General features: G+C 56.5%; 18 protein-coding genes and 2 pseudogenes. 7 read left to right on the forward strand and 13 right to left on the reverse strand.

What is annotated here, in order from left to right:
* Positions 1 to 249: 249 nt before the first annotated feature.
* From ACUN9V_RS15505 to ACUN9V_RS15515, 3 genes are all read left to right on the forward strand, one after another.
* The gene (locus tag ACUN9V_RS15505; protein ID WP_445512055.1) at positions 250 to 1,704 is read left to right on the forward strand and encodes an ATP-binding protein; all 1,455 of its coding nucleotides are present in this window, start codon (positions 250 to 252) and stop codon (positions 1,702 to 1,704) included.
* 15 nt (positions 1,705 to 1,719) lie between these two features.
* Positions 1,720 to 3,408, forward strand: a complete 1,689-nt coding sequence (locus tag ACUN9V_RS15510) for a TnsD family Tn7-like transposition protein (protein ID WP_445512056.1) — start codon at positions 1,720 to 1,722, stop codon at positions 3,406 to 3,408.
* A gap of 75 nt (positions 3,409 to 3,483) precedes the next feature.
* The gene (locus tag ACUN9V_RS15515) at positions 3,484 to 5,199 is read left to right on the forward strand and encodes a TniQ family protein (RefSeq protein ID WP_445512057.1); all 1,716 of its coding nucleotides are present in this window, start codon (positions 3,484 to 3,486) and stop codon (positions 5,197 to 5,199) included.
* Position 5,200: 1 nt separating this feature from the next.
* Here the strand turns inward: ACUN9V_RS15515 and ACUN9V_RS15520 are convergent.
* The 3 genes and pseudogenes from ACUN9V_RS15520 to ACUN9V_RS15530 form a co-directional block, all read right to left on the reverse strand.
* Positions 5,201 to 5,485, reverse strand: a pseudogene (locus ACUN9V_RS15520) (integrase core domain-containing protein); the annotation flags it as partial.
* Between the two features lie 104 nt (positions 5,486 to 5,589).
* A pseudogene (locus ACUN9V_RS15525) lies at positions 5,590 to 5,814 on the reverse strand (transposase); the annotation flags it as partial.
* Positions 5,815 to 5,906: 92 nt separating this feature from the next.
* Positions 5,907 to 6,716 carry an isocitrate lyase/PEP mutase family protein gene (locus ACUN9V_RS15530; RefSeq protein ID WP_445512058.1) on the reverse strand — a complete coding sequence of 270 codons (810 nt, stop codon included), beginning with the start codon at positions 6,714 to 6,716 and terminating at the stop codon, positions 5,907 to 5,909.
* Positions 6,717 to 6,899: 183 nt separating this feature from the next.
* Here ACUN9V_RS15530 and ACUN9V_RS15535 point away from each other — a divergent pair, with 183 nt between their 5' ends.
* Positions 6,900 to 7,892 carry an IS30 family transposase gene (locus tag ACUN9V_RS15535; RefSeq protein ID WP_445512059.1) on the forward strand — a complete coding sequence of 331 codons (993 nt, stop codon included), beginning with the start codon at positions 6,900 to 6,902 and terminating at the stop codon, positions 7,890 to 7,892.
* Between the two features lie 140 nt (positions 7,893 to 8,032).
* Here ACUN9V_RS15535 and ACUN9V_RS15540 read toward each other — a convergent pair whose 3' ends face one another.
* The 7 genes from ACUN9V_RS15540 to ACUN9V_RS15570 all read right to left on the reverse strand — a co-directional run bounded on the left by ACUN9V_RS15540 (position 8,033) and on the right by ACUN9V_RS15570 (position 18,741).
* Positions 8,033 to 8,557, reverse strand: coding sequence for a Mov34/MPN/PAD-1 family protein (locus ACUN9V_RS15540; protein ID WP_445512060.1), 525 nt, complete (start codon positions 8,555 to 8,557; stop codon positions 8,033 to 8,035).
* A 12-nt stretch (positions 8,558 to 8,569) separates the two neighbouring features.
* On the reverse strand, positions 8,570 to 10,420 hold the full coding sequence (locus tag ACUN9V_RS15545) for a ThiF family adenylyltransferase (protein WP_445512061.1): 1,851 nt from the start codon (positions 10,418 to 10,420) through the stop codon (positions 8,570 to 8,572).
* A gap of 10 nt (positions 10,421 to 10,430) precedes the next feature.
* Complete coding sequence (locus ACUN9V_RS15550) at positions 10,431 to 11,558, reverse strand: SMODS domain-containing nucleotidyltransferase (protein WP_445512062.1); 1,128 nt, start codon at positions 11,556 to 11,558, stop codon at positions 10,431 to 10,433.
* On the reverse strand, positions 11,542 to 13,173 hold the full coding sequence (locus ACUN9V_RS15555; RefSeq protein ID WP_445512063.1) for an SAVED domain-containing protein: 1,632 nt from the start codon (positions 13,171 to 13,173) through the stop codon (positions 11,542 to 11,544). Before ACUN9V_RS15555 ends, ACUN9V_RS15550 begins: the two co-directional genes overlap by 17 nt.
* A gap of 109 nt (positions 13,174 to 13,282) precedes the next feature.
* A complete protein-coding gene (locus ACUN9V_RS15560) occupies positions 13,283 to 15,898 on the reverse strand; it encodes an AAA family ATPase (protein ID WP_445512064.1) in 2,616 nt (871 codons plus the stop codon).
* Positions 15,899 to 16,641: 743 nt separating this feature from the next.
* Positions 16,642 to 17,478: an MBL fold metallo-hydrolase gene (locus ACUN9V_RS15565; RefSeq protein WP_445512065.1), complete on the reverse strand. Its 837-nt coding sequence runs from the start codon at positions 17,476 to 17,478 to the stop codon at positions 16,642 to 16,644.
* A 315-nt stretch (positions 17,479 to 17,793) separates the two neighbouring features.
* The gene (locus ACUN9V_RS15570) at positions 17,794 to 18,741 is read right to left on the reverse strand and encodes an oxidoreductase (protein WP_445512066.1); all 948 of its coding nucleotides are present in this window, start codon (positions 18,739 to 18,741) and stop codon (positions 17,794 to 17,796) included.
* A 143-nt stretch (positions 18,742 to 18,884) separates the two neighbouring features.
* On the opposite strand from ACUN9V_RS15570, the gene ACUN9V_RS15575 reads away from it, so the two are divergent.
* Positions 18,885 to 19,427 (forward strand): HdeD family acid-resistance protein, encoded by a 543-nt coding sequence (locus tag ACUN9V_RS15575; protein ID WP_445512067.1) that lies wholly within the window; start codon positions 18,885 to 18,887, stop codon positions 19,425 to 19,427.
* A gap of 157 nt (positions 19,428 to 19,584) precedes the next feature.
* Here the strand turns inward: ACUN9V_RS15575 and ACUN9V_RS15580 are convergent, their stop codons facing one another.
* From ACUN9V_RS15580 to mltA, 3 genes are all read right to left on the reverse strand, one after another.
* Complete coding sequence (locus tag ACUN9V_RS15580) at positions 19,585 to 21,579, reverse strand: hypothetical protein (protein WP_445512068.1); 1,995 nt, start codon at positions 21,577 to 21,579, stop codon at positions 19,585 to 19,587.
* A gap of 62 nt (positions 21,580 to 21,641) precedes the next feature.
* Positions 21,642 to 22,865 (reverse strand): ATP-grasp domain-containing protein, encoded by a 1,224-nt coding sequence (locus ACUN9V_RS15585; RefSeq protein ID WP_075561489.1) that lies wholly within the window; start codon positions 22,863 to 22,865, stop codon positions 21,642 to 21,644.
* 252 nt (positions 22,866 to 23,117) lie between these two features.
* The gene (gene mltA, locus ACUN9V_RS15590; protein ID WP_445512069.1) at positions 23,118 to 24,320 is read right to left on the reverse strand and encodes a murein transglycosylase A; all 1,203 of its coding nucleotides are present in this window, start codon (positions 24,318 to 24,320) and stop codon (positions 23,118 to 23,120) included.
* A 134-nt stretch (positions 24,321 to 24,454) separates the two neighbouring features.
* Between mltA and pdxY the strand changes: the two genes are divergently transcribed.
* The gene (gene pdxY, locus ACUN9V_RS15595) at positions 24,455 to 25,327 is read left to right on the forward strand and encodes a pyridoxal kinase PdxY (RefSeq protein ID WP_439286354.1); all 873 of its coding nucleotides are present in this window, start codon (positions 24,455 to 24,457) and stop codon (positions 25,325 to 25,327) included.
* Between the two features lie 55 nt (positions 25,328 to 25,382).
* Positions 25,383 to 26,213 carry a DUF72 domain-containing protein gene (locus ACUN9V_RS15600; RefSeq protein ID WP_439286363.1) on the forward strand — a complete coding sequence of 277 codons (831 nt, stop codon included), beginning with the start codon at positions 25,383 to 25,385 and terminating at the stop codon, positions 26,211 to 26,213.
* The last annotated feature ends 12 nt before the right edge of the window (positions 26,214 to 26,225 follow it).

Genomic DNA, 26,225 nt, shown 5'->3' on the forward strand with positions numbered 1-26,225 from the left:
AACACAAGGCCTCGCCAGACGTTGGACTGGCGAACCCCACTGGAAGTCTACGCCGAGGTGCTCAAGAAATCCGTCGGCGGACCGAGCACCCTTCAATAGCGTTGCACTTGGAACTTGAGACCGCCGTGTCAGGGGCAATGATCATTCACAAAAAGAAGCGGCTGTTCCCGCTGCTCGTGAAGCCTATGCAGGTGAGCGGAGTGCCAAGGTTATCGATATGCTTAAGCGCTTGCGTCCAGGACCAGGCAAGTGAACCGTACACAGGTGTTTGCTGATTATATTCCTCAGCCCATTGCGGAGTATTCCGGGAATCCGCTGATTGAGGCGCTGCCTCAGATCTTGACGGAAGAGGCTGCCATGCAGCTATTAGCGAACTTTCCTCCTTTGGCTAGTCCAGAGGAGCTAGAGCTTGATCGCTCGCTGCGCATCCATTGTATTGACCGATTACGCTCCGTCATTCAGCCGATGCTTTTGCACTTAGAGTTAGAGTCGGTGTTTTCATCGCTGATAAGAAGGGGCTACGTGGGCAGAAACCCTGAGTCTCCGGATACAGTCAGACATCTGCATTCACTGAATCGGTCCCAAAGCTACCACAATGGATTCAAATCGACTGCAGAGACGTTTAGTCTCGTGGGCCTGAGCGGAATTGGAAAATCGACGGCGCTTGAATCCATCCTGAGTCTTTATCCTCAAACCATTAAGCATGAACGGTATCAAGGCAAGCAATTCGTTCATACGCAAATAGCTTGGCTAAAGCTTGACTGCCCAAGGGATGGATCTCTTTCGGGGTTCTGTCAGCAATTCTTCGTCTCGATTGGTGAAGCGCTTGGTGACAGGGATTACTCTAAGCGCTTTCGTGCTCGCAATATTAACGAGTCGTTGCAGCAAATGGAGCAGGTGGCGAGTAATTTTTATATCGGAGCGCTACTCATTGATGAAATTCAGAACTTGCACCTTGCAAAGACGGGCGGCAAGTTTAATATGCTTAACTTTTTTCTGCATCTTGTAAATAATCTTGGTATTCCTGTGATATTTATCGGAACAAACTCCATGGTTAGCCTGTTCTCTGATGTTTTAAGGAATGCGCGTCGTACCTGTGGTTTGGGAATAATCGAGTTCAAGCGTTTCGAGCGGGAGGACGAACAGTGGCGCTTCCTGGTAGAAAATCTTTGGAGTTATCAATGGTGTAAACACCAAGATGAGCTGAGCGATGACATTTACAACGTATTGTACGAGCGCACGCAAGGAGTTACCGATTTTCTAGTGAAGCTTTTGGTTCTCACCCAGCGCTACGCTATCCAGAGTGGTGAAGAGCGCATCACTGCTGCCTCGCTTCGTTTGGTAAGCGATTCAAAAATGCAGATTCTGAAGCCGGCACTTTCAGCGCTTCGTAGTGGTGATCCAAAAGCAATGGCTCGATTCGAAGATCTCATGCCATTAGACATCCAGCTATCCGAAATGATGGCTCCTGGCCCCGCATTAGGGTCGGCTCGCCTGGAGCTGCTTCGCAGCTTTTCGAAAAAAGCATTGGCACCGGTAGCTGTTTCAGAACCTAAGCCGGCTATACCTCTGGCGATGGCGGTGAAAGGTAAGCCAGAATCGCATAGGTTTAGCGAGGATGATAATCCACTGCAATCAATGCGTGACGCCGGTTGGATCCAAGATGATGTTTTTGAGTTCTCCCCTACTTACCGAAAGGGATGAATATCAGGAGAAAAGATGAAGCGACGCTTCCATTTTTTTCCATCAGCGTTTCCTGATGAAACGCTGCACAGCATCCTTTCTAGGTTAGTACGCCTAGATGGCCTTTGTTTAACCAATGGCGTCTTTCCAGCTGATCTTCTCGAACTTGGCTGTGCCAATAACGTACCTTTTCCCTGCCACCTTTCCAGTCTGCTGGAGCTGCTTCCTGCCGAGGCTAGCCTGACGGTTCCCGAGATCATTAGTCGTCATACCCACTTGCCTTACTACCAGCCTTTTCTGACTGTGGGACAATTGCAGGCTGCTCTTAATCAGATGTCGGTGGGAAGTGCGAGAGGTCTGAAGCTCCGCTTAGGTATCACCGCCAGTCGCTTGGAGAGCTCTTCGCGGATCCGCTTCTGTCGAGATTGCATTACTCAGGATGCTGATCAGCATGGGGTCGCTTATTGGCATCGGGTTCATCAGCTGCCAGGCGTTTGGATCTGTCCTCATCACTCGTGTTTGTTGGCAGCAGTGGATCACAGGAAACTGAGTAGATGTAGAAAGCGCGTTCAGTTGCCGGGTGACGATGAGGTGCAGGAAAACGCGCTACTTCCTGATGTAGGTCCAGAGCACTATCGCACGCTGATTGCAATCGCGCTTTCTTCCCTAAACATCCTCCAGGCGAACGAATCACCCTGTCCTGCCTGGAAAGTCCAATCCGTACTCCTTGATGGTGCAAAGTCTCTCGGCTTGGCGTCGGTTCAAGGTCGCCTGCATTTGCAGCCGTTGGCACGGCACATGAATTCTTTCTTCGCTGAGTTGCCCTGTATCGGCGAGTATTCAATTCTTCGTAAGAGTTCTTCTGATGAGCTCGCACAATGGGTTACCAAGATACTTCGCAAACCTAGGCGGACTCGGCATCCTCTCAAAGTTTTACTAATGGCAACCGCGATGAAAGTTGACTTGCTGGAGGGGATTCGCAGCGATCGGCAGCTCTCAGACAAGCGGCCCGCCTCTCATCAGATCAATGAAAAGTTAGTAGCCCTGCAGTCGCGTTCTGCTTCAGTGGTCGCTGCCGGTGTTGCCTCCAAACAGCAAAACGTATTGCTCATGGCTATGCGGGGGGACAGTGCCGGGGAAATTGCTGCATCATCTGGTTTCTCCGTGGCGAGCGTTTACCGAATCATCAGGGCCCAGTCACATGGGACACTGTTGTGGAACCAAGCGAGATATGCGAAGGAGTTGGCATTTCGGCGTGACTGTTTCATAAGTCAGTATCAGCACTCCTTGGCTCGCGAGTGCTGTGACTACTCGTGGTTGTACAGGCATGACAGAGATTGGCTGATCGGGCATATCCAGAGTGGAGAATCTCACCGCAGCTACCATAGGAATAGTCGCGCGGTGGAGGAGCTCGATACGCAGTTGGCAAAGCAGGTTTTTGACTGTTCCCACCGGCTTCGGACGACACCCGGTAAGCCAGTACGTATTACTATAGCTAGGATCGGTCGAGAACTAGACGTGGTTTCAAAATTTGAAAAGCACCTCGCTCGTCTTCCGCTGTGTACCGCTGCACTAGCTGCAGTTTGTGAAAATCGTGATGACTTTCACCGGCGGCGATTGGAGTGGGCTAGGCAGGAGCTGGAGAACAATGATCAGGTAGTCACACACTCTTCGCTGTATAGAACAGCTTCGATTCGTCCGCCGAATGAAACAGGCTGTATTTGATTGCACAATATTGTGTAGAATGCTCCGCAAAATAAAGTCTCATTTAGCGCAGCTTGAGGGAGTTCTACACGTCGAATGTCAATGATCGTTTTTTTCCCACCATCTATGCCGGACGAACTGTTGCTATCTCGAATCTCTAGATACCATCTTCTTTCAGGCAACAATTCTGAAATTGACACTTATCAAGATCTGTTTGGGACAGCTCCGTTCCCTATGGCAATTATTCCAAAACAACTTGAAATTCTTGCGTCCAGATTGCCAGGTACAAAACAAGACAATTTCATTGAGCTTTTAAAAAGCAACACCAGTTTTCCTTCTTACAAACCATTTGTTGGCGTGTCAAGCTGCGCTAAAAACCCGCTTGTACAGACAGTTAGTGTGGATGTTGCCAGGATCCCGCGTAGAGAGGTATCAGGAAATAATCGTCCGCAAATTTGTCCCTCCTGCGTTCGCGCTGATGTTGTCGAGTCTGGCTATTCGTATTGGCATCGAGCTCATCAGATGCCTGGCGTCACAGCATGTTGGCAGCATGGGGAAGTGTTGCTACCCTCTTGTCCGAATTGTTCCCACCCCTTTTACCGCAAGTTAAAGCTTTTGCCGAACCCGAGTGAAGGATGCATTTGTGGCTGGAACCCGATCATGCCATCGTCTTCTAGGATGGCATCGGATATGGAACATCAATATGCCGTATTCGTAAACGCGGTTTTACAGCGCGATCTACCTAGCGTCGATTACAAGATATTGGCCGATTGCTATCGTCGGCAAGCAAGAATAAAGGGTTTCTATCACGGTAGCCTATTTGGTGTGGCTAAGTTGTTCGATAGCATACGTGCCACCTACGGAGACGATTTACTTTCGAAGATAGACAAAGCCTATGCCAATGGTGCCAGCACGCAGTGGATCAGGCTTTCGGCGTCGAGAGGACAAATTGATATGCCGCTCGTGAGGCATCTTGTCATATGCCACCACTTGTTCGGAAGTGTTGATCGTTTTGAAAAATGTCTATTAGAAGAGTCTGTGTTGTTCAGTGCTAAGACAGCACCAACACACAATAGTGTAAAAAAACACTCCGAAAGTAAAAGGAAGCAATGCCGTGATAGAATTAAAATTCTAGTGGCCGCTAAGCCTGGTGCTGATTTGGAATATTTGTGGGATAACGCTTATCAGGTCACCCGTTGGATCAATGAACATGACAAAGCGTGGTTGACTAATATACTTTATAACGGAGCTCCTGACATCGAGACGCCTCAAGCCAGCATTTCTTTTAATGATGAATTTTATGCTCAGATATTGAGTGATGGCATTGAGCGGCTTTATAAGATTACTCAGAAGCAGAAGCGGGTGAATATAAGCAATATGTTGGCATTGTTGCCCAAACGAGTGATTGGTGATCCTAAGTTGCGCAAAGTCGTATATCCAGAATTAACTAGGCTGCTTGAGGCGAATGCGGAATCAGTCTGGCATTTCCGACTTCGACGAGTCATTTGGGCTGTCTCTGAAATCTCGAGGCTAAACTTGCCTTTGAATAGTTCAAACAAAGAACTTTTTACATCCGTTCCTCATGGGGCTTGGATAGCGATTTTGAGCCACTTTGATTGCGATTTGGAGCAGCTCATTCGTAGTGGTGTTAGCAACGACGATGTACTAAAAGCTTCAGGTGTATCCAGGCAATGGGAAGGGCCGCCAGGTTTCGATAAGCCAATGGGGGGGGATGCTTATATGAAGCGTGTACGCAGAGGGTCTCAACAGGAAGTGAACCGTACCGGCTATCTCGAAGACCCGCTGGTTTGAGTCAGGCCGCCTTCTTGGCCTGATCCTGTTGCTCATAATACAGCGCTTCTCGTTCGGCCGGTGGCATGTTGCCGATCGGCTCCAGGAGCCGCCGATGGTTGAACCAGTCGACCCACTCCAGGGTAGCGAACTCAACGGCTTCCAGGTGTCGCCATGGCCCGCTTCGGCGGATCACCTCCGTCTTGAACAGCCCGATTACCGTCTCGGCCAGCGCGTTGTCATATGAGTCGCCGACACTCCCGACAGACGGGGCGATGCCGGCATCCTCCAAGCGCTCTGTGTATCTGTCAACGCCGACTGAAAAGTGACCCCCTTTGGCTCTGAATCGCCGGAGTAATATTGACCCCCTGGGCTCCTCGGTTATTCGGCTACCGTTGCCGGCGGGGTGGTGCGGCTCTCGAGTTCCTGGATTCGCTGCTGCTCGGGCGTCAATGCTTTTGATTTAGGCGTGACACCACCACGCTCCGCACGGAGCTGATCGATCCAGCGTTTCAGCGGCGTTTCACCGACATCGACGGAGCGAGCGGCTTGAGCTACGGAGTAGCCTTGATCAAGTACGAGCCCAGCGGCTTCGCGCTTGAACTCGGTGGAAAAGGAACGACGTTGTCTGGCCATGGATCACTTCTGCTTTGGTGGCGAAGATACCACCTAAATGGGTGTCCGGTTTCAGTGAACCACTACATATCGACCCTTGCGTACAAGTAAGATCAGTCGATCTGAAGGGCCATCAGTGCGTTCAACTCGCCGTAGGTATGGGCCTTTAAGGTATGGGTGTCGAGTTGCCCACTGTCCAGAAAGCTGCGGGCCAATCCGTCCATGGCACCATACAAGAACTCTGCGATGCTTGAGCCGGCACTCAGACGCCTGACGCCAAGGCGTTGCAGCTCGTTGGGAGCTGCCAGGCCTGTGCGCCAGAGCAGGTTGACCGGCAAACTTGACTCCCGGCACACGGCGGCGATCTCACGAGGTTCAACGACGCCTGCGGCGAACAATCCGTCCGCGCCCGCGCTGGCATACTGTGCGCCGCGCTTGAGAAGCTCTTCCAGGCGTTGCTCAGTTGGCACCAGGTTTTTCAGGTAGACGTCGCAGCGCACATTCACGAATAGGTTGACCCCGTGCTGATTGGCCACCCTCCTGGCGGCGTCGATCTTGTGCACGAGCAGCTTGGGGGAGGCCACGCCGTCTTCGATATTGACTCCAACCGCGCCCGCGGTGATGACGGCCTCGACGACTTTGGCGACCTGTTCGGGATCGTCCGAATAGCCCCCTTCGATATCCACCGTCAGTGGTACACCGAGTACCCGCGTCATCGAACCGATGGTGGAGCTTAGCAGCGACAGCGGAAGCTTGTTACCGTCCTGGTAGCCGTGGGACCAGGCCATCGCCGCGCTGCTGGTGGCTACTGCCTTACTGCCCAGACGCTCGACGAGGCGCGCGCCGCCAGCATCAGCCACGTTGGCCAGGATCAGCAAGCCTTGCTGGTGGAGGCCATGAAAAACGTTATCCAGTGCTGCCATGAAATCCTGCTCCTTTGAACATCCTGTTGATAGATCACTGCTGAAGTCAGACCGCGACCATGCGTTCGCGACATCGGAAAACCTGGATTCATAGAATAACCGCAGCACTTTGGACCACCAGGTAGAGGAAGGAGGGCCAGCGCCGGTACCCTCTCGACTTTACTGACCAAAGTGAAGCAGAGCATGGGATACCGACAACTGACCCAGATCCAACGATACCAAATTTTCGCTTACCTTGAGACCGGCATCAGCCAGCGACAAATCGCCCGAACGCTGGGAGTCCACAGCAGTACCATCAACCGCGAAGTTCGGCGCAATGCGGCATCAGACGGCTATGAACCCGGACACGCTCAGGCAATAAGCGATCACCGGCGGCGCTCGGCCTGGAAAGTGACCAAGCGGCTACCGAGCCTAATCCAGTGGGTGACCCAACAATTGCTTGACGAGTGGAGTCCTCAACAGATCAGTGGCTTCATGGCCCAGGCCAACGGTGCTTACGTGAGCCATCAATGGATCTACTCGCTGATCTGTGACGACAAGGCACGAGGTGGCCAGCTATGGAAGCGGTTGCGCCTGCCGCAGCAACGTCGATATCAACGCCATCTGGCCAAGCGCGCGGGCTTGGGCAAGATCCCACATCGGGTGGGTATTGAGCACCGCCCTGCCGACGTCGAACAGCGGCGTCATATTGGCCACTGGGAAGGCGACACGGTGCTCAAGGGTCATAAGGAATCCGGCCTGGTAACGCTGGTCGAGAGACGCAGCGGTTACCTGCTGGCAGCACGGCTACCGAGGATCACAGCTACTGGGGCGGCCAAGACGATGGTCCGATTGCTATCACCACGCCGAGGCGCGGTGTACACCATCACACTGGATAATGGGTCGGAGTTCGCCGAGCACCGTGAGGTTGCTAAAGCCGTCTCGGCAAAGACCTACTTTTGCGACCCGTATTGCTCATATCAGCGTGGCACTAACGAAAACACCAACGGACTGATTCGCCAATATTTTCCGAAAGGGACGGACTTCCGAAAAGTGACCGACTCACCACTCAGGAGGGTCGTTACCAAGCTGAACGATCGCCCCAGGAAGCGCTTGGGGTATCGGACACCGGCACAGGTGTTTCTGGGCGAATACTCAGGCGCACTGAAAACCGCAGGTGCTGCGCTTAATGTTTGAATTCAGGTTTCAAGCTGGCCATTGCACCTTTCTGCAAAGAAAGCTTTGTAATGTTGAGACCGAAAGTTCTTCTTGCGTGCGCATCGAGGCCGCTGCCCGTCCTTCATGTCGGATTGGCGCATCATGCTGCACTTAATAAACTACAGTTCGTCAGTTCGTCGTCCAGCAGCTGTGTGCTCTTTGAACTCAATGTGCAACTCACCCTGTGGGAAGACAAAGGCTCTAGCCAGTCGTTCGTCACCACGCTGCGCCTGGCCAACGATCAGCATCACAGGCTCCCGACAACTGTATCGGGAATCGGCATTGATGTCGTACATCTGAGCCAAGTCATCGCCGCTTGGTTCTACAATATTGGCTGGGTGGTAGTGCCATTCGCCGATGTAGTAGGTGCGAACTTGGCTCTCCCAGCGCTTCTCTAGTAGCCCATGCAACCCCCTGACTCCTCGATGAAACCAACTCCGGCCGCGAGTTGAGTCCTTTGGCGGGGATAGTGCTTCTATCACAACGGCTGTCGACTTATCGGTCGTGTAGTGTCCGACCAGAATACCGCCTGTTTCAATCTCTCCGGAGTGCCTGCACTCGCGATCAATTTGATTCCATGAGGCGACCGTCAATCGAAGGGTATATCCCCGGCATGGCGTGATCCAGTCGCTACCGCAAATCATCGAGTAACCCCGTTATTGGCCAGACTCAAGTTTGAATGACGACGAATCGTCACATGCTCTCTCTAGCTCAACGACCTGGTAGCCCGCAAGACCTTCGTCAAAGCGTTGCTCAAGAACGCGGAGACCACCTGGAACCATTCCCATCTCAGATCGCTCTAGGTATTTGACCGTCGCAACTGCTGCAAGCCATACGTCGTCGCTTCGCGCCGGAAACAAAGGTGACCAACAGCCCGCACCCTCAAGCGTCTCCCCAGCCGCCGTCCATTTGGAACGCTCTTCCTCAAGCCATGGTTCGACGGCATCCGTGAACTCCTCCAACGGAAAACGAGACGCGTGCGCCCTGAATAAAAACAATCGAGCTGCGGAGAACCCCAGAGAAGCTGAGAGGAATCGTCGGGGGACAGGCCACCAAGCCACGTCGAGTCGTCTGAGGACATCATCGTCACCAGTGCAGTCCAGAACGACGTCGAAGGGCTCCAAGAGCGTCTGCAGTGCGTGGCCTTGAGGAAGTGGTGTCGCCAACGAGTTGACTTGCGACATCGGAGCAGCTGCCTGGAGTCTCTCTGCTAAGGCTTTCGCCTTATTGTGTCCGAGGGCTTCACCTGTGAGCGTGTGACGCACAAGGTTTCCGGCTTCGAGTGCATCATGGTCGATGATGATGATCTCGGCTACACCACCACGCACCAAGAGTTCGGCAACGGCAGAACCGAGGGCACCGGCACCGATTAAAGCCACTGAGCGTTTTCGGATTTCTGCGTGCAGTCGCCCGCGCGCCTGCAGTCGGTCTGGATGCCAGTTCTCCGTCGCCAGATATGATAATTTCTTGGTCCCGCTTAAGATTTCCCAGCGCAGTCGCTCATACCGTCCGCGTACGTTGTCCCGAAACCCTTTCATCGGCTTGATATTTTTAGGAATTTCAGGCGACGAGATAGCCTGCCAATGAACCTCAACTGGTGCCCCGTTCCAACGCGAGGGAATCGGATACCCGAGGAGAATGATCACGTCCTCCTTTCCTCGGGCTTGGTGGACCATCCATCGAAAAAAACCATCGATATCCACATTGAGCCTCGCTCCGGCTCGTCGGAGCTCGGCCCACGTACCTGGAGCATGCCACGGCGGAGTCACGATTGGTGATGGCCATAGCCACCAGTAGCCGATCCACGGGTTTTCACTTGATTGATAGCCGCGACGACAACTTCGAATCCGATCACCACGCGAGTCGAAAAACTTCTCCGCGACAATTGTTTTATCAAGGTTTGGAATCACGCTCCAGTGAACTTCACCGTGGTGTCCTAATTGCTTACCCCAGGCTGGCCAAGAGTCTTCCCCCTCATCATGAATCACTTTTAAGCAGGGGTTGATAAGATCAAAAGGATACTGTGGAACTTCAAACGGCTCGTCTCCGACCATCAACTGGTCATTTGCAGCAACCTCTAGCCAAGCGAGACAACGCTCGACGTGCCAGCGTAACCGTTGTTCTACATCGTCCTTGGGCTCCAGACCTCCAGCGATGCGCCCGAGGCGTTGAGATGGACTATCGAGACACAGCTTGCCGGTGCGCCAAGTTGCGTGATTCGAGGTGGACACGACGTTCCGATCTTGATGCGGAAACGTGTGGATAATGCCACCGTTCTGAGCTGGAAAGATGCGTATTCTACCGGCAGGATAGGAGCCATCAATGAGAACGACCCAGCGCGTTTGCTCAGGCACGAAGTCAGAGGATTGCGGAGAGGTCAGTCGAAGCCGAACTGCCCAAGCAGACTCAGCCGAGATGAATTCTGGGTGCGAATCCAATGCTATGCCGGGCACGCCTAAAAGTCGATCAAGTGCGACCCGAATAGACTTTGGTGCCTCGTCCACCATTCACCCTCCTCTACGCGAACCGGCCAGTGCCAGGCGTAGCTGGGTTTGTGGGCGGGGTGAAGCCTCCTTCCTTTCCCGACCCATTGCTCGGCGGCTCGGGAAACTTGGCGCCGAACATCTTACGCCAGAGATTACCGCTCTCCGTGCGGTCTTCGGAATCGAAAGCCCGCCTCGATAGGTCAGCTCCAGTCTTAACCTGGTCGTAGAACGTGCAGAAAACCTCTCCGGTGATGCGCTTGAACACATCATGCGACGGAACGCCGTAATCTGGAAGCGTCGGTTTCTCTCTGATAAGCACTAGGAAGGAGTAGCTACTCACAATCGCTTCGAGCGTTTTCACTACGCCCTCTGACACGGACTCGATGCCATCGGGACAGTGCTCTCCGATCAAGCGCTCGAGTGGGAACCCTTTCGGGTGTGCGGGGGCGGCATAATGCTCGAGCCTCCACCACTTAATGCACTTCACTACGTTAACGAAGTGCCCATTGCACCGTAAATTCTTATCGCGAGTCCAGCGAATTTGCTCAAGGGGATGAGTATCATCCCACTCGTCTGCATCGCGATCCGGGATCCGAAGTGGTTTCGCCTGCCATTCTGCTTCGCTGGTGGCTTGATCAAGCAGCAACTTTGCGTCGATGCGCGAGCGGTTGTTTAGTGCGAGCCAAGACTGATGTAGCCGCCAGTCCCGGGCTTCGAAGATGTCGTCGTCAGAAGTGACGGCGTCAGATCGAAGTATTCCGTATTCCTGTTGCGCAGGAGCAGAAGTCGGAACAATATCGAGCTCTATATAGCTCAGTTCTATGCCGAAGGAGCGGCCTTGGGGACGCCACTTCCCCTTGTAATACTTATCCAGGAAGGGTTCGAAGAGGGCCATAGCTTCCTTAGGCGTATACTCGGTCTCGTCAAGCTTAGTAGCGATAACGATATCAACGTCGGAGCGCTTGTCGCCCTTAGGACGCAACGCGGTGTGACGACGATAGCTGCCTTGCAAGAAATCACTAACTAGGATTGGTTTAAGGTCCTGTTCCGCGTTAAGGCGGTCGCGCAGGGTCTTGTGCCCTGTGATAAGTTGATCTCGCATCGCTTGCGTCGGGCGGATCTCCTGCAAAAACTTGTTGAAATCAGACTGTAGAATCATCGGGGACCTCATGCGCTTCGTTACGGGGGCTGGGCGCCACCGGAAGCGAAATCGAATTGCTGTACGACCCATCTTTCTCTATACCGAAGTCAAACTCGTACAACGTAACTCGGCCAAGCGCTTCGCGCTGCTGACCAATGAAGAACATAAGCGCGTTCGGGCATGCGAAGAAAATATGGGCACAAGCCGCACGGGACCGACGAGCTTTTGCGAGTACGCTAGGAAACTGTACAGCGAGTCGGTACGCATAGTCTGGCCCCTTGATACTCTGCGGGGATGGGCCACCGTCGGGGCTCACCACCACGAGGCGGCCAACTTGGGGCGCGCCCTCCATTGTCAGAAATGCTTCGACATCCGCGCGTACGTCATGTGTGACCGACAAGCAAATGGCGATATCCAAGTTTTCGGACGCCAATTCGAACTCCTGGGCGATCCAAGAAGTGGCGCAATCGGCATCCGGCGATGGGCTCCAAATCTCCAGGCTGGGTTTCTGGATCGGCGCGAGGTCTACGCCGGAATTCCGACTCAGCTCCCATCCAGCCAAAAGCGCGAATGAGCCATGGCACTCCAGGGCGATTGCAGACGGAACACCTCTTAATCGTGCGCGACGATCAGGATCGCTTAGAAAAGAAAGCAGCTGGGATGTGGCGGTATACCACGAGCCGCCCGACGCCAGATGACGTCCCTCAAAATTGTTCGAGACACAGATCATCTCGTCGACCTCTGACTCAAGCCGTTCTGCAAAACGAACAAAACTGCGAACACCAATCGCTAAAGGTCGGGGATGGCCGCAGGAACGAGTGGTCAGAAGGCCCTCGCGCTCACACAGCTCCCGAAATGACGTTTCATCGAAGGAGTTCGGACCGTTCATCAAAAACTGCTGGATCAAGCTCTGGTAGGGGCACGCGGTCCGATCGGCACTTGGAGTTTTTAGACCGACCACCTCCAGCGTCGTGTAGACGTATGTCTTGAAGTCTCGGCGTCCGAAGTGGTCCAGTTGAAACCGCAGCGTCTTCGCGAATGCTCTGAAAGCGTCGTCCTCAAGCCCAAGGTGGGTTCGCCACCTCTCGCGCACCTTGCCAAGGTCGCCCCGGGGGCCGTCATCAAAGAACTTCCGAGGTAATTCGCCATCGTACTCGCGCAACAGCTGCGCCAGCTTGTCGTCGTCCTTCCAGCGCCAGTTGGACGCAAGATGCAGTCTAAAGTCGGCATGCTCTGAGGCAAGGTTGGTATAGGCGGAATGGAATCGCTGGAGCAGGGAGGACTTCGCGTTGATGAAACCTGGATCGATCAAGGCGTCGGAGCTGTACGAATTCCGGTTGTCGACGTGGTACTTGAGCTGAAAGTAGTCGGCGCTCACCATCCAGCCGCCGGCGTTGACACCGGGCTTGCGATAGAACACGGCCACGTCATCCACGCCGTCAGCCTCGTCGTGCTCCAGTACGACACGTTCAACCCTTGAGGCAGGTCGAAGAAGGTCGGCGGCCTGTCGCCAAAAGAATAGCCCCTGGAACACGTCGCCTTCCGTTCGGGCCCCGACTTGATTCAGCGCCATTGAGATCGCCTCCATACCCGCCGTTTCTTTGTTGTCATAGCTATTCCCAACATCGCGCATGCAGCATATACCGAGTGGACGTCTCTGCCGCCTTCCCCCGCCATGTCTGCTTCGGGTCGCATTCGGCCATTAGTAGACATTAAGAAGAAGGCCAGAATGCGACCGCCGCTTATCTCCGGCGCCGGCGGATATCCGTGAATAAGGCGCTGACGTCCTCGATATCTTGCAGGAGTTCAGCTGGTTGTGTCACGGGTCGCTGCTGTCCGGCTGCATGTGAATGCGCGCGCACGTTGCGGCAGCACTTGTTATGCAGACGCTGCACTTCGCGGTAATCAGCCTCATTGACGATCATCACACCATTTAGTCGTCCAACTGAAATGCCGTCGCGGAATCGCACCACGGTTTCATTGAGTATCGTATCTTCGATACCAACTTCGATCGTAACGCGAAGATCATCGTAAGCATTGCGCATCGCAAGCCGCTCATTGTCCCCAGGCGGGTTACTGAAGCTGTTGGCAATTTGATGATAGTCATCTCGATGATACGCAATTCGCTCTTTGTATTTGCGCATGTCATAAGGCAAACCGGCATCGATATAGCCAGGGCCTTCAGCCCGGTAATTGATCGACCTCACTTCAGGGGCCAACTGGGCATCTTGACAAAAAGTGGCCAACTCTCCGAAGAACACTGCATCGTGCGTAAATACAATCACCTGGCGGTGGGCAGACTCCTGAACAATCCTGCGCGCGACGGCGGTTCGATGGCTGTGATCAAGGCTGGAAACTGGATCGTCGAACACGATCCCAGAGGAGGAGCCCGACTGCTGAAGCTCTGCGAAGAAGTACGCGAGCGCGCACATGCGCTGCTCAGCCTCGCTGAGGACTAGGTGGGGCTCAAGCTGGCATTCCTTAAGTTGAATTCCCAGCCTCACGGCCCCAGCATCACCGCTTGAGCTGACACCGGCCCGAATGTGGTACAGATCTAGTCTGTTGAGTTCTTTGTTCATCGTGCCAGCCAGCGCGCCGCTAACGTATCTCTTGGCTAACTGGCTCGCGAGCATGCTGATAGCGCGCGTGTTGCCAATATCATCCAGGCAGCGCTGAAGCTTTGCCTGGTGAGCGAGATTCTCAGTCACACTCGCGATAGCTTCGACATGCTTGGAAAGTATCCGTCGTGCTTCCAACTCCTTCAGACGCAGCCTCTTGGCCGCTAATGCCGCCGTATCAAGGTTCGCGCGCAATCGAGCCGCTTCGGCGCGGAGAGTATCGGCGATGTGGTAAAGTGAGGCTGTTGGGTTTGCACTACGATAGGCTGGGCGATTCTGCCATTCACCGGTGAGAACGGCAGCTCTGAGCCATTGAAGTCGAGTAGTCAGGTCTTCCTGGAAGAACTGGATCTCGTCCGGCAGCGTCGCTATGCGCGCGCCCAAGCTCTTCAACATGTTTGGTGAAGCAGCAAAAGCCACGTCCGCCTGGTCAACATTGCGCGTAATCTGTTTCCAAGCATTACGGGCAGCATGGGCGGTTTCTGCCGCCTTGTCCTGAATGTAGCGATCAAACCGTTTCAGGCGATCTTTCGCTTCCGGCGTCAGCTTCTGCTGACAAAGCACGCAGACAGCTCCTTCATCGGTAACCGGGAACGTCTGATCAGGGTACGCCGTGCGGGTAGAATATTCGCGTGCGGCGTTGAACAGTGCCGCCCATGGGCCTTTCCCTGTTCCGGTGAGCAATGGTGTGGCATCTCCCGCCTGCAACAACTCAGAGGCTGCGTGTTCGGCAGCTTCTGCTTCTATCAGATTACGATGTGCCGAGTGCCTGGCATCCAGCGCATCATCAGACACGATGTTGGCGGCTGCGGTGATCTTGTTGGCCAGCTCATCGACTCTCGTTGCAGCGTTTTCGAGGTTTGCTGCCTTGGCAGTGGGGTCTGCCTCGCTGATCTCCTGCGGCAGTCTCGAGAGTTCAGCGTGCTCATCCACAGTGAGCGTGGCTAATACACGAGCCCGCGTCAGATCGGTGGTTGGGCCAATCGGGTGCACTGCCTGACCGGCCTCGGTATCGACGGGAATGACATTGAACGGCGTTACGTCTGTGGCGAGGCCAGCTATCTCTGCCTGAAGCCGTGGGCCCAGTGCCTGATTGAGACCACTGGCCAGTTGCTGGAGATACGTCAAGGCGGACGGCTGAAAGGCGGCGGTCTGTCTGGACTGGAGATAGTGACGTGCACAGTCGCCATCGAAGACTGAGATGCCCCTGAGTTCGGGCCGGGAAACATGGCCTCGTTGTCCACTCCAGTTTGTCTGCTCTGACGCGCCGTCCAGTGCGAAGTCGATAGTGGCGCTCGGTCTGAGCTGCTGATAGTCCTCGGCATAGGCATTTGCGTATACGGTGCCCGGGCTCCTGGCTCTGCACGCCTGTTTCAGAACTCGCGCGTAGCCGGACTTTCCTGTGCCATTACCCCCGTACACGATGGTGAGCCCCAGCGGCTGAAACTCCAGAGCTTGGTCGCTTGGGATTTTTCCCACATTGGTCAGCGCATGCAGGGACCTAAGAACAACGGTCTGGTTCTGATCGGCTTCGGCCGGGAAATGCTCTGTAGTGAACCTGATTGGCTGTGGGGCAGGTTCAAATGCACTGGCAATTCCATGATGCTGCTTGGCGAGGTCAAGGACTTTTACAAGATCCTCTTCACTCCAGCCGCCCTGAACGCATATCCGACGCATGGCATCGTGGCGCCACGGTGGCAGCCTATCCGCCCACGCCAATATTTCCTCGTAAATGGCCATACCGATGCTCCATGTCCTGAAGGCGATTACAGGCTGGTGACGAGCCCACCGATTTCGGTGGGCTCGTCACCAGTCTGGGCCCGCCATATCGGGGCGGGGTTTTAGGCGTCTTTAAGGGGAGGGCTAGACGCCAACGAATTCTCGCAGCCAGCAACTGAAGATACAGTTTGTCACACGGATTCGGCGACTGGCCATATCGTCGCTGTGTATCGCCTAACAGCATCTAGCAAATGCTTCCGCAGCCTCGAGGGTCATGAGTCTTTGGCTAAAAAATGATCAAGTATCCATGATGAGATACTTACAGATACTTCCGCGATCCGCGGCTGGCTTGAGGACTTCAGATGGGAAAGGATTGAGAGATCCCTAAAACCAGCGACCCATAGCACGAATGGCTGCGGCTATTCTTTGGGCCGCTGGCACAGAAACTCGCTGAGGCATTGATCCCTAGGTTGCTAGGGGCTCGGAGACGAGCCCGCAGAGAGGCTTTTGTCAATTTATGTTGTTTCCAAAACAGGGCTTTATTTGGTGTGGCAGTGGCCTGTGTCAGACTATGTTATCGAGACTGACATTTAGAGCCTCTATTTTTCTCAATGTTTTCAATGGCTTTTGTGTCAATCTATGTTGTTGCCAACCACCAACGGGAAACTGACAATCAGGGCGGCTCCTGAAATAATCCAGGAGCCGTCTTTTCAAGGCCTTCGAATCATTCTCGGAATCGATCGATAGGAGGCGCTTGAGGCGCTTCAGTGTCGATCGTCGGCATCCATCGGCACCAGTTCGTACGCGATCTCTCCTCGCCGGACGCGGCCGGTACCATACGTATGCGAACCCGCCACCATCGTATCTTCCTCGACCAGCTGCTCGAGAAGTTCCAAGCGTGTGGCTACCGCACGCTCGGGATCCATGTCAGGGACCACACTCCAATGGGGGTAGTGGAACTGGAGCACCGACGAATGCATGAGATCCGCCCACATCAACATCTGCTGACCACGGTCCTCGATCATTACGCCCGTATGGCCGGGGGAATGACCATATAAAGGCACGAATTTCAGTCCCGGAACGATTACGGCATTATCCGGCACGACCTTGATCCGTCCTTCGTACTGCTCGAGTACCGCCTTCGTGACTTTATGGTCGCCCATATTGCCTTCGGGAACGTGTGATCCAGTCCAGAACGCCATTTCACTTTCGCCAACGTAAAGCTGCGCATTTCGATAGCGGGCGCGACCTTCCGGCGTCAGGAGTCCGCCGGTGTGATCCTTGTGAAGATGCGTGATGATGATTCCCTCGACATCTTCAGGTGCGTAGCCGATTGATCGTAATTGTTCGGGGGCCTTTCCCCGTTCCGGCCCAGCTTCCTGGCCGCACCCTGTATCGATGAGCCACAGATGATCTTGCCACTCGATGGCGAAGGCATGAAAGGGCTCTATCGAGGGCCCTTCTGGCGGAAGGCCAGCTTTCTGGTAGAGATGCCGGCCTTCTTCGGAGCGTGCTCCCGGTATGAAATCGGGGGTACATGGGTAAGTACCGTCGAGCAACCATGTGATTTTGAATTTTCCTACCTCAACGGATTCCGTCACTTAAAATTCCTTCTATCAATGGCGATAAACAGGGGGCTTTCGATCCTTGGTGTAACCCAAATTGGGCATGATAACGATCGCAAGAGCGCCAGCACCTTGGCTGCCAGGGGCACTGGCATTAGCGTAGTGCAATTGCCCGAGTGACCCAATCCGCTAAGCGATCGGCAACGAAGCCCCATGATCGATTTCAAAAAATCGGCTGAATTCTCGATGAACTGTGCCGGGCGCAGAGGCGTAGATTCCCTCTACCGTATCGACGAGGTGGGCGGGATGATTTTGGAGTCATCGTGGAACGTCGAAACGCTCCCACCGGCGTCATTGGCCAGCTGCGACAGATCGATCGGTCCACGCCGCCCCGGTCAATTCACACGACACCTCCCACAGTCGATCTTCTACCGCTTGGTCCTTGGCTGCGTTGCTGCGATGAGCGCGTTTGGGCGCGCCCTTGGTTTCGCTGAAGCCGTCGGGGCCGAAGTAGTCGCCGGGGCGGACATCGTCTCCGAGCGCGGCGTGGAGCGTGGGCCTGGCGCCTTCGGCGGCGGATTGGCTGATCAATGGCATCACCAGTTTGAAGGCGCTGCCGATCAGCGCGCGGCTTTTCACCCCGGCATCGAATAGCGCGGTGCGGGAAAGCCCCGGATGTGCGGCGACGCTGAGGAGGCCCCAGCCGTGCTGATCGCTCTGTGTCTGGAGTGCCTGGGCAAACAGCAGCATGGCGAGCTTGGATTGACGGTACGCGCGCCAGGGGTCGTACCGCTTGGCGCTATCGAGATCGCCGAAATCGATCCTGCCGCCACGGTGCGCCAGGCTCGATAGCTGGACGACGCGTGGCCGAGATTCGGGTTTCGAGGACGCGGCGGCAACCAGCAGTGGCAACAGCAGGCTCGTCAGCAGGAAGTGGCCGAGATAGTTGACGCCGAACTGGCGCTCGAAGCCGTCCTGGGTACGTTCGAATCTGGGCGGCGCCATGATCCCCGCGTTGTTGATCAGCCGTTGCAGTGAGGACTCACTCTCCCGCAGTCGGGTGGCGAACTGGCGCATCGAGTCGAGGCTATCGAGATCGAGCAGTTCGAAGCGAACCTCGGCGCCAGGTTGATGATTGCGGACCGCATGGCAGGCGAGTTTGCCCTTCTCGGGGTTGCGACCGGCGACGATGACACGATAGCCGGCGCTCGCCAGACCCTTGGCGGTTTCCAGCCCTAGGCCGGCGGTAGCGCCGGTGACGATGGCCAGAGGGGCGGAGGGTGAGGTCGTATCGCGCATCAAGCGTTCTCCTGCGAAAAGGGGCGCCGAGCAAAGGGGTGTCGAGCAAATGCGTGTGGAGCAAAGTGAGCCTCGAGCATAGCGAGCCGGTCAGATTCGAGCACTTTGCTATTCTAGGGGGGCAATCAATCAGGAGTCGAACGATGGCAAGCGGAGCAAGAGGATTCATGGGGCGCAGTTGGGGGATCTTGATGGCCTTTGGCGTCATTGCCATCATTTTCGGACTGTTCGCTATTTTCCGGCCGCTTGCGGCGATAGCCGCGATGACCTGGATCATGGGCATCATGGCGCTGGCGGAGGGCGTCACCAGCCTGGTGACGCTGGCCACCGTGCCGGCAGGCGCCCACAAGCGCTGGCTGGTGTTCTACGGTGTCATCTCGGTGCTGTTCGGGCTGTTTGCCATTTTCAATCCGCTTTCCATGGCCAGTGCACTACTGGTGCTCGTCGGGCTATGGCTGATCGTCGCCGGCGTCAATCGTCTGATCCTCGGGCTGCGGGTGCGCCGCGGCGTGCCGGGGGAAGGCTGGACGGTGCTGAGCGGCGTGATTGCCCTGCTGCTGGGGATTGCGCTGGTCGTCAGCCCGCTGAGTGGCTTGATCGCCACCGCGCTGTGGATCGGCATTCTCGCGCTGCTTTACGGCATCGCGCAGACAGTGGCAGCATTGCGGTTGAGAAAAGCGCGATAACGTTCGAGCGACGCCGTCTGTGCAGATATTCGAGCGAGTCCGCCTGCGCGAGACCCGGGTCGGTCGATTCAACGCACACCGCCGGAATCCACGAGATTCCGGCGGTGTCGTTTTTGCGACTGAATCGTTTTGCGACTGAATCAGGAACGGGCCGGTCTCACGTCTCCGTCAGGCGTTCCGCGCCCCAGCTACGCCGCAGATAGCCCATCACGTCGGCCAACTCCTCGCCGCGCACGTCGGCAGGCGCGCCCTGCTCCTGGGGATCGAGATGGAAGATGTAGAGCCGAGACGCGAATTGCGCGAAGGGGAGCGACGCCTCGCCGAAGCGTTCACCATTGCCGGCGGTGCTGACCACGACACCATCGCCCCAATCCTGGCCGCTGTCGTTGTTGGGATTGAAGAAGTAGAGCCGCATGGTGTCATCGGGGCCGAGCGCGGCGCGCAGAATCGTGATCGCGTGCCAACCGATGAAACGTGATGCGCTATCGGTCACGGCGATGCCGGCCGGCTGAGGATGGACCAGCGGCTGGTTGCCGTTGTAGAACGGATGATAGGTGGCATAGAAATGGCGATAGAAGGTTTCCGGCGCCTCGATCTTGCCGGTCGTGACATCCACGATGATATGGAAGCCCCGCCCCGCCCACCAACCGTGAAACTCCGGATTGACCCAGCGATGCGGATCTCCCTCGCGGTCGAGGCACAGTCGCCCCATCTCGGCGTAGATGCGATCCAGATGGGGTACGACCAGCAACGATACGGGATCGAGATCCAGCGACAGCCCCGTCGAAAGCCCGGCGCCGCTGCCCATCGAAGAGATCGGCTGGCCTTCGAACTGCATCACGATTTCATCGTCGCGTGCCGCCCAGGCCACCATCTGCAGCAGGTAATCCGGGTCGTTGTACGCCCACATCGACAACGCTCTTGCCGACTGACAGGTCGGGTTGTTGCCCTGTCCCACGCCCAACGGCAGACCCAGCATGCACAGTACCCCCTCGAGCAGTCTCGCCTCGGGAGATACGCTCTGCCCGTAGGCCAACGCCAGGCGCTGGCGCGACCCTCCGCTCAGCGGCAGTGCCAACTGGCGCCAGAGGGCGGGAGCCAATGGCGGTTGGTAGAGAATGCCGCGCTCGAGCAGCATCGCCAGACCGTAGATGGCCTGCGCCGTCTCCGGATAGGCAATGCCATCGACCAGCGCTCTCACCAACTCGTGATAGCACAACAGACAGTCGCGCCCGGTCGTCGATAGCCCCAGGGCTTCGCTGATCAGGTGATCGTTATTGTCGAGCAGATAGCGCAGGAGCACCGGGTGGTAAGGCGATACGAGGCCGATATCGCGCATGGCGCGTGCCATGCCGGAGGCTTCCTGCTGCAGCGCAGGAATGTCCATCGCCGACAGTCTTTCCGCGTAGACGCCGACACCGGGGTCTTCGCGACATCCCTGGGTCGGACCGAACAGGCTGCTGACCAGGCGTGCGGCGCCCTGCCCGCTGGTGCCGAGATCGATCTCCGGATTGGCCTGGCAGAGCGCGATCTGGGTAATCATCTGGCGGATCGAATCGGTCAGCAGCGGGCGCTGTTCCAGCAACCGCCAGATTTCATCGATCATCACGTCGATGATGAACTCGAAGCCGATACGCTCGGCCAGATAGCGAAAGAGCGTACGCGGGACGTCGGCCAGACGGCCCTGAGTCTCGCGTTCCGCTTCGCTGGCCATATCGAATAGCCGCGGCAGATTGAGCGCCAGCACCTGGGTGAGATAGTGGTGGGCGTGTTCGGCGGAGATCAAGGCATGCGGATAATCGCCCTTTGCCACCGCCAACAGGCGCAGCTCGCTCAGCGATTCGATCGTCACCGTATTGGCGTCCGGGCTACCCAGCGATAACGGCGTCAACGCCGGCAACAGATGTTGCGGCGTTGCCCAGTCGGAGTCGGCGAAGAGTCCCGAGCTATCTATCGCCGCGGCGCGAAGCTCCAGCGCCTCGCAACCGCCGGGTTCCAGCAGGACCCGACGGGCAATGTCGAAAACACGCGTGGCACGCGCGGGCCGAGAGAAGCTCGGCGCCTGTGCCAGCATGGCCAGCGCTTCGTCCAGTTGCTCCAGTCGAGGCGCTAGACGCGCTTCAACGGCTGGGGAATCGGTATCCGACGGCATTACGATATGACTCCTCACCTGGCGATGGCGGTGATCGACGAATTGTCAGGCACTGTCGCGGATCAGACGTAAAAATCAAGTTCTTCCTGATGCTTGAGCAGATCACGCATGCGCTCGGGGTCGTCGCCGAAGAAGAATATCAGGCCCCAGTGGGTGCCGAACGCGGTACGTTTGGTCACCGTCGCCTCGAGGGGGGCGGTCAGCTCGTGATAGTCGAAGTACGGGTGCTGTTCGGTTTCCTCCGGCAACTCGAGCCGGCTAACCACACGCTTGCGTGGATAGACTCCGAAGCAGCCTGCACATCCCTTGGCATCTTCCAGAGGCGTGGGGAAGAATGCCTCAACTTCCTCTTCGGTTGCCTTGGGATCGAACACCAGCATCGATGCCTGATAGGCACTGAAGCCATAAGCGCGTTCGATGAGCTCGAACGCCTTGAACCCCGGCGGACGATAGGCGACCTCACCGAAATACATGGTGCCGTCGTTGGTCACGAAATATTCCGGATGAATTTGTCCGAAACGGATATCAAAGGCTTCTATCAGCAGCTCGATCTGACGAGTGATTTTCTCTCGATAGCGTTCGAGTTCCGGAGTCGCTGGCACGAAAACGGAATAACCCAGAGTGACGTACTCGGAAATATTGAGAAACTGAATCTTGCCATTCCAGACCCACGCTTCGACGGCAAATTCCCACCCATCCAGGTGGCTTTCCATCAATAACGGATACTCGCTTTCCGAAATCTGTTCTATTTCGTCCGGTGAGCGAATGATGCGGTGTCCGAGACAACCGGCTTTATCGAAGGCTTTTAGGTGGATGGGGTCATCGGGATCGCCATCCAGCTTGAGCAAGGTCTGGTTGACACGTTTGAAGAAGCGAACGACATCGCTTTTTTCATGCGCCTCTTCGAAAATGCCGACGCGAATGCCACCCAGCTGGGCGCGTCGTTTCATCAACGCCTTGTCGCGAAATAAAACGGCCTGACCGTGCAGGCGCGGATTTTTCATCAACACGGAATTGATGGCGCCTGCCCACTCCACCGTCTCTTCGAATAGCGGAACGGCGGCATCCACGCCCATATCTCTCAGCGTTTCCGCAATTTCGAGTGAGCGATCGTTCAGACGTTCGAAATTCCATGAGACGTAGGGAATGTCATGCTGGTTGCAATACTCCTCCGCCCAATCCGGTGCTACGACCACATAACGTCGATCGAATTTCTCTGCCGCTTCCACGGCGCCAAGGCTCCAACCCAGCAATGCTATGTAACCTTTATCGGGATTCTTATCCATAGGTTTACCTCCCTCCAGATTGGGACTGTTGTTAATGTGAGTCTCAGTGTAGATGAAAGGAGGGTCGGCGTCAGCCGGGCCAAGATTCCTGGGCGGGTCTGACGGTCCAGGCGCTTGTTATGTAACGCCTAAACCATCAATATTTATTTCTGAATGTCGGATTTAAAATACGCAGGAAACGCAGCGGTATTTGTCAAGACTCATGTGTTAGATCGGACTTTCAATTCCTGGATCCCAATAGTGAAAATTCGGCTAATTGTTCGGCATCAGTACCCACATTTCGCCGCGCTGTTTCATCCTGCTTGCGGCTTCTCCGGCGGCATCGCCATGGCCCCAATAGAAGTCGGCGCGCACTGCGCCTTTCACCGCGCTGCCGGTATCCTGCGCCACCATCAGCCGTTGCAGCGGCTGGTTGGAGAGCGGCTGCGTGGTGGAAAGAAACACCGGCGCGCCGAGGGGGATCTCGTTCGGGTCGACCGCGATGCTGCGCTCCGAGGTCAACGGCACGCCGAGTGCGCCCACCGGGCCGCTGGTATCGGCTAACGCTTCGCTGCCCTTGAGTTCGCGGAAGAACACCATGCGCGGATTGACGTTGAGCATGTCTTCGACCTGACCGGGATGCCGGCGCGCCCAGTCACGCACGCCGGGCAGCGTGGCTTCGGCGGGCGTGATCTCGCCACGGTCGATCAGCCGGCGGGCGAAGGACTGGAACGGCTGATTGTTGGTGCCGGCATAGGCGACGCGCATGGTGCTGCCATCGGTCATCTCGACGCGGCCGGAGCCCTGAATCTGCAGATAGGCCGCTTCCACCGGGTCGTCGACCCACACCAGCTCGGTGCCGTTGAGATCGCCACTGCGCATCAGTTCCGCCCGGGTCGGCCCGACGTGGGTGTGGCGCTTCCAGTACTTCGGATATTGGTAGAGCGGTGTCTGGTACGGCCCGCCACGCACGCGGGAGCCGCGCAGGATCGGCTCGTAGTAGCCGGTGATCAGGCCGGTGGCGCTGCCGTCGCTGTTGGTTACGCGGTAGGGCGTGAAGCGGGACTCGAAGAAGTTCTGGATCGCCAGGGCATTGAGCGGATCGACCGATCGGGCATCGTGACAGACGCCCTTCCACGCTGCTTTTCGCTTGAGCCGGGTGCAGCTCTCCTGGAATGCGCTCCACGCCGCCATCGGTTGATCCCGGCTCCAGCCCGGCAGATGGCCCCAGTTGGTCTTGCGTGCCGGCTGTTCGACCCGGGTCTCCGGGCTGCCGCTCGGTGTCGTAGTCATGACCGGACCGCTGGAACAGCCCGCCACCAACAGGGCGAAAAAAAGACAGGCCAGCAGCCAGGGAAGACGAGGGAGTGACGTGCGCGGGCACGAGGCGCTGGGTAGCATGCTGAGTCGATCCTTGAACACGATGCGTTGATAAAAGCGAATATAAAGGTGGCGGATGAAAGCTGGAGCGAGCATATCGCCGCCGCTCGGTGGCGTCGAGTCATCGTCCGTGCTTATACAGCCCCAAGGTTAAACCGCTCAAATCCCTGCAAGTTCATCCCACAGCACATTACACTGTGCCCTTTGTGCTTTCGCGGCAGGACCGTCTCATGACCCATGTCATCTCCATTCAGAGCCACGTCGCCTATGGCTACGTCGGCAATCGTGCCGCCGTATTTCCGCTGCAGCGGCTGGGGCTGGAAGTCACCGCCATCCATACCGTCCAGTTCTCCAACCACACCGGCTACGGTGCCTTTACCGGCGACGTGTTCAGCCCCGACCACCTCAGAAACGTGCTCGATGGCGTCGAATCGCTGGTGGGGCTCGAGGACGTCGACGCGCTGCTTTCCGGCTATATGGGTGACGAAGGCATCGGCCGCGCCGTGCTGGATAGCGTCGACCGCGTCAAGCAGGCCAATCCGCGGGCGCTCTACTGCTGCGACCCGGTGATGGGTGATATCGGCCGCGGCTTTTTCGTGCGCGAAGGCATTCCCGAATGGATGCGCGACCATGCCATTGCCCGCGCCGATATCGTCACCCCTAACCAGTTCGAGCTCGCCTTCCTCGTCGGGCGCGAGATCGACACGCTGGAAGACGCTCTCGATGCTGCCGCCGCGCTGCGCGCCAAGGGCCCCAAGGTGGTGCTGATCACTTCGCTGGAAGTCGCCGGCGACGACGAGGGTCATATCGGCATGCTGGTCGACGCCGAAAGCGGCAGCTGGCGGATCGCCACGCCCAAGGTCGATTTCACGATCCCGCCCAATGGTGCCGGCGATTTCACTGCCGCGATGTTCCTCGCCCACAGCCTGCGCGCCGGCCTCACCGAAGAAGGCCCCGCCCGCGCGGTGGAACAGACTGCCGCCGCGGTGCAGATGCTGTTCGAACACACCCGCCGTGCCGGCACCCGCGAGCTGGCGATGATCGCCGCCCAGCAGGATATCGTTTCGCCGACGGTGACCCTGCATGCCGAAAAGCTTCGTTGAGTCGAGCCAAACTGTGAACTTGAACGCCGATCCCGCACCGCCGCTCTACCTGGGCATGGCGATGTGGGCCAACGCCGACTGGCAAGGCTCCCTGCTGCCCGCTCACGGCGACGTGGAGCTGCGCGACTACGCCAGCGTGTTCAACGCCGTGGAAGGCAACACCACCTTCTACAGCGGTATCCCCAAGGCGGAAACCGTCGCCGCCTGGGCCGAACAGGCGCCAGCGACGTTCCGCTTCTGCTTCAAGCTGCCCAGCCAGCTGACCCACGGCAAACGCCTGCGCGATATCGACGACGAATTCGAGCGCTTCATCGAACGACTTTCACCGCTCAAGGATCGGCTCGGCCCGATCATGGTCCAGCTACCCAGAGATTTCGGCCAGGGCGAGCTGCCCGCGCTGGAGCGATTGCTCACTCACTGGCCACGGGAGATACCCCGTGCGGTCGAGGTCCGGCACAGTGATTTTTTCCACAAAGGGCCTGCGGAACAGGCATTCAACCGCTTGTTGATAAGTCAAGACGCCAATAGGGTAATGCTCGACGTGCGAGCGCTCTTTGCCACACCCGCAGGGCTTGACAACCGGCTCGCCAAGGCGCAAGGCGAAAAGCCGAAAGTCCCATTACACGTGCTCTGCACGGCGGTCAATCCCATTATTCGTTTTATCGGACACTTCGACGAAGCCATCAATCTGGCCCGTTTCGAGCCGTGGATAGAACGCCTCATCCTGTGGATAAAACAGGGGAAAACCCCTTTTCTCTTTGTGCATACACCGGATAACCGCCAGGCGCCGGAACTGGCACGAAAGTTCTACAATCGCCTCGCCAAGCGGATCGAATTGCCGCCGTTGGCCGAGTTCCCGGGAGAAGGACAGAACTCGCTGTTTTAGCCAAATCTGAAA

The organism is Salinicola sp. V024 (genome assembly GCF_052645315.1).